This window comes from Candidatus Schekmanbacteria bacterium (assembly GCA_003695725.1).
In the GTDB taxonomy this organism is placed as follows: domain Bacteria; phylum Schekmanbacteria; class GWA2-38-11; order GWA2-38-11; family J061; genus J061.
This window is the reverse complement of sequence record RFHX01000138.1, coordinates 1-4,031: the sequence shown is the minus strand read 5'-3', so window position 1 is coordinate 4,031 and position 4,031 is coordinate 1. Positions and strand designations below refer to the sequence as shown.

4 protein-coding genes are annotated in these 4,031 nt (G+C 36.5%); 3 read left to right on the top strand and 1 reads right to left on the bottom strand.

Annotated elements, in window-relative coordinates; translation table 11 throughout:
• The first annotated feature begins 107 nt into the window (after positions 1-107).
• Genes D6734_05575 through D6734_05565 form a run of 3 tightly spaced genes read left to right on the top strand, consistent with a single transcriptional unit; the run spans position 108 to position 3,480 of the window.
• The gene (locus D6734_05575) at positions 108-1,727 is read left to right on the top strand and encodes a peptide ABC transporter substrate-binding protein (protein ID RMF95429.1); all 1,620 of its coding nucleotides are present in this window, start codon (positions 108-110) and stop codon (positions 1,725-1,727) included.
• Between the two features lie 5 nt (positions 1,728-1,732).
• The gene (locus tag D6734_05570) at positions 1,733-2,662 is read left to right on the top strand and encodes an ABC transporter permease (protein ID RMF95428.1); all 930 of its coding nucleotides are present in this window, start codon (positions 1,733-1,735) and stop codon (positions 2,660-2,662) included.
• Positions 2,659-3,480 carry an ABC transporter permease gene (locus tag D6734_05565; protein ID RMF95427.1) on the top strand — a complete coding sequence of 274 codons (822 nt, stop codon included), beginning with the start codon at positions 2,659-2,661 and terminating at the stop codon, positions 3,478-3,480. Before D6734_05570 ends, D6734_05565 begins: the two co-directional genes overlap by 4 nt.
• Positions 3,481-3,516: 36 nt before the next feature.
• Here the strand turns inward: D6734_05565 and purE are convergent, their stop codons facing one another.
• Positions 3,517-4,026 carry a 5-(carboxyamino)imidazole ribonucleotide mutase gene (gene purE, locus D6734_05560; protein ID RMF95430.1) on the bottom strand — a complete coding sequence of 170 codons (510 nt, stop codon included), beginning with the start codon at positions 4,024-4,026 and terminating at the stop codon, positions 3,517-3,519.
• Between the last annotated feature and the right edge of the window lie 5 nt (positions 4,027-4,031).

Here is a 4,031-nt window from a genome sequence, read left to right as displayed (position 1 = left end):
ATATTAATGAAAATGATAATAAATCAAGAAAAAATTTTTTACTTTAAAATGAGTTGTGAGAAAGTTAAAAATTGGATTGATAAATAAAAATTCAAGATTGTTGATAGATGAATTTCTTTTTTTATAAAGAAAAAGATTGCAGTTTAAAAAAAAGATTCAAAGCGTCGCTATATAAATTCATATCTATTCTCCTTTTACCTTCCTCTTTATTTTTTTCCTGTTCAAGGAGTGAGGACTTCACTCAAAAAAGGATACTTAAAGTTTCTGTTTCGTCAGAGCCGCCAACGCTTGATTGGAATCTTGCGACAGACAATGTTTCATTCACAATAATCAATAACTTGATGGAAGGATTGACAAAATTTGATGAGAGGATGAATCTTATACCGGCTTTGGCTTGGAAGTGGGAATCAAATGATACATTTACAAAATTTAGGTTTTATATAAAAGATGATGCCTGTTGGAGTGATGGGAAAGCAGTGCGAGCACAGGATTTTGTCTATTCTTGGAGAAGACTCTTGTCTCCTCAGACAGCGGCAGAATATGCTTATTTCCTCTATGATATAAAAAACGCTGCTGACTACAATTCTGGAAAGATTTCCAATCCAAATCTTCTTGGAGTAAGAGCAATATCTGATAAAGTCTTAGAGGTTGAGCTTGAGAGCCCTTTGTCCTTTTTTCCCTATCTAACTGCTTTTATGGTCACATTCCCAATGAGAGAGGATTTGGTAAAAAAATATGGAGATAAGTGGGCTGAGGCTGGAAAGATGGAAGTAACAGGACCATATTTGCTGTCAAAATGGGAGCATGATTATAAGATTATTCTAAAAAAAAATCCTCAATATAAATCAGAAGAGATGGGATTTGATGAGGTAGTATTGTTTATCGTCAATCAGCCAAACACTGCTCTTCTCCTTTATGAAACAGGGATTTTGGATGTTGCGAATGTGCCTTCAATTGCAGTTTCTAAAATGAAGAAAAGAAAAGATTTTATATCCTTTCCTATATATCGAGGATACTATTATGGTTTCAATACTCGCAAATTCCCTTTTGATAATACTCTTGTGAGAAAAGCTATTGCTTATGCAATCGATAAGAGAGAAATAGTAAATGCTTTGAGGGGCAATGAAATTCCTACAAACTCATGGATACCACCCGGAATGTTAGGTTATAACAAGAATATAGGAATATCCTTTGATCCGGAAAAGGCACGAAAATTGCTTGCTGAAGCAGGATTCCCAAAGGGGAAAGGATTTCCGCAGGTTGCAATTTCATTCAATTCATCTCCTGAAAATTTGATAGTAGCTGAAAATATTCAGGCTCAGCTTTCGAAAAATTTAAATATCAGAGTAACATTGGACAACCTCGAATGGAAAGTTTATCTTGGGAGACTGAAAAAAGGCGCTCCTCCAATTTTCAGACTTGGATGGGGAGCTGACTTTCCTGATCCTGACAATTTTATGCGCCTCTTTACATCGTCAAGCGGCAATAATAATACAGGATGGGAAAACAAGAGATATGATGAGCTTGTCGAGATGGCTGTTTTGACTGATGATATAAGTGTCAGGAAAAAAATTTATGATGAAGCACAAAAGATTCTTTGTGAAGAAGATGTGCCTATTATTCCTCTTTTTACAGGAACGAAAAACCTTCTTGTAAGACCTACTCTTTCAACAAAGGGATTCAATCCTCTCGACATTTTTTATTTTAATAGACTGAAGAAGAGATAAGGAGAATGTATAAATTCGTAATGAAAAGATTTTTTACAAGCGCATTGATAGTGATCGCTGTAATTGTCATTTCTTTTGCCATAATGCATTCAGTCCCCGGTGGACCTTTCGATAAGGAAAAAACCCTTCCCGACAAGATTAAGGCAAATATAGAAAAAAAATTCAAACTTGATTTGCCTGTGCATAAGCAGCTTCTTGATTATCTTTTGTCTGTTTCTACCGGCGATTTTGGACCCTCTTATAAATACTTGGGTCGCTCGGTAAATGAAATAATAAAAGATGCTCTGCCTGTTTCAGCTTCTCTTGGGCTATTAGCATTTGTGCTTGCACTCCTATTAGGTTTTTTGGGAAGCATACTTTCGGTATGGAAGGTTAGAAAATTTCTTGATTATGCTGTTCAATTTTTTTCATCACTTTCAGTATCTTTCCCAAGCTTTGTTGTCGCATCTTTTTTTATTCTTATTTTTTCTGAAAAATTAAAAATTTTTCCTCCTGCACTATGGGAAGGTGCACAATATGTCATAATGCCTGCTTTAACACTTGCCCTTGCACCTGCGGCATATATTGCACGACTTTTGAGAGGAAGCATACTTCAAATTTACAATAGCAATTATGTTCTTTCGGCAAGGGCTAAGGGAGTAGATGAATTCAAGCTTTTTTTAAAACATATTCTTCCAAATTCTATAATGCCTGTAATAACCATAACTGGGCCTCTTTTGGCAGGATTGGTTACAGGTTCATTCATTGTTGAGGAGATTTTTTCGATTCCCGGAATGGGGAAATTCTTTGTTCTTGCCGTAACGAATAGAGATTATCCTCTAATTATGGGTATAACGATTGTCTATTCTGTAATCTTGGTATTTGCGAATTTTGCTGTTGATATTTGTTATCTTTTATTAGAACCAAAACTTAGAAGAGAGATGCAATCTTTATGATTAAAAAAATTTTATCAAAAAAGATCTTCTTGGCATCTTTGATATTCGTAGTTTTAATATCTCTTACAGCACTATTTGCAGATTGGATTGCGCCCTATTCATACGATTTTCAGGATACAAAAGCGCTTCTTCAAGGGCCTTCTGCCAAGCATTGGTTTGGCACAGACAGATTGGGCAGAGATTTATTTAGCAGAATTCTCTATGGAGCACAGGTATCTCTTTCAGTTGCATTGATATCATCTTTGATTGCCGTTTTATTTGGTTCTCTATATGGTGCTGTGGCAGGGTTTAGCGGCGGGAGAGTGGATTCTGTTTTAATGAGAATTGTTGATGTAATCTACTGTATTCCTGACCTTCTCGTAATAATTTTGATTTCAATAATGATTGGAAGAGGCATTGGGGGGATTGTAATCAGCTTATCACTTGTAAGCTGGGTAAATGTGGCAAGAATTATGAGAGGGGAGTTTTTGAGGGTAAAACATCAGGAATTTGTAGAAGCCGCAGAGATGGTTGGGGCAGGACGGATGAGAAAGATTTTTATTCACATTCTACCACAAACGCTCAATGCCCTTCTTGTAACAGCAACCTTCAGAATCCCGCAGGTTATATTGGCTGAATCTTCCTTGAGTTTTCTTGGCTTGGGAATTGCTCCCCCTTTTTCAAGTTGGGGGACTCTTGCCAATGAAGGTTGGTCATCGCTCAGTTTTTATCCTTATTTGATACTCTTTCCTTCAGCTGCAATTTTTTTGACAATTCTTGCCTTCAATATATTGGGTGAGAATCTCAGAGACATTCTTGACCCTTATTTTTCTGAATAGTAAGGAGAAAAATGGGGGAAGATTTAATTCAAAAAATTATTTCTTTTTTTTAATGAGAAGATCTTTTTTCCTAACTTCTTCTTTCATATCAGAGATATATTTAACAAGCTTCTTTTTTACAGTTCTGTTTTGTAGCGCTATAATTCTTGCGGCATAAAAAGCGGCGTTTTTAGCTCCTGCCTTTCCTATTGCCATTGTGGCAACAGGTACACCCCCGGGCATCTGCACAGTTGAAAGAAGGGAATCAAGACCATTTAGAGATGAGCCCTCTAAAGGGACTCCGATTACAGGAAGTTTTGTATATGATGCTATTACACCTGCTAAGTGAGCGGCATAACCAGCACCGGCGATTATAACCTTTACACCTCTACTTTCAGCTTTTTTGCTAAAAACTGCGCATTCTTCTGGAGTACGATGTGCAGATATGACATTAAACCTATAAGAAATGCCAAATTCTTTCAGCACCTTTCCTGCAGTTTCCATTATAGGAAAGTCCGAATCGCTTCCCCTTACTATTTCTACATCAATATTTTTTTTATTGACCATTCGCT

What these genes read in the sequence shown, in the direction of transcription:
- D6734_05575 (RMF95429.1), top strand. Translation starts at nt 108, where the DNA reads ATGAATTTCTTTTTTTATAAAGAAAAAGATTGCAGTTTAAAAAAAAGA.
- D6734_05570 (RMF95428.1), top strand. Translation starts at nt 1,733, where the DNA reads ATGTATAAATTCGTAATGAAAAGATTTTTTACAAGCGCATTGATAGTG.
- D6734_05565 (RMF95427.1), top strand. Translation starts at nt 2,659, where the DNA reads ATGATTAAAAAAATTTTATCAAAAAAGATCTTCTTGGCATCTTTGATA.
- purE (RMF95430.1), bottom strand. Translation starts at nt 4,026, where the DNA reads ATGGTCAATAAAAAAAATATTGATGTAGAAATAGTAAGGGGAAGCGAT.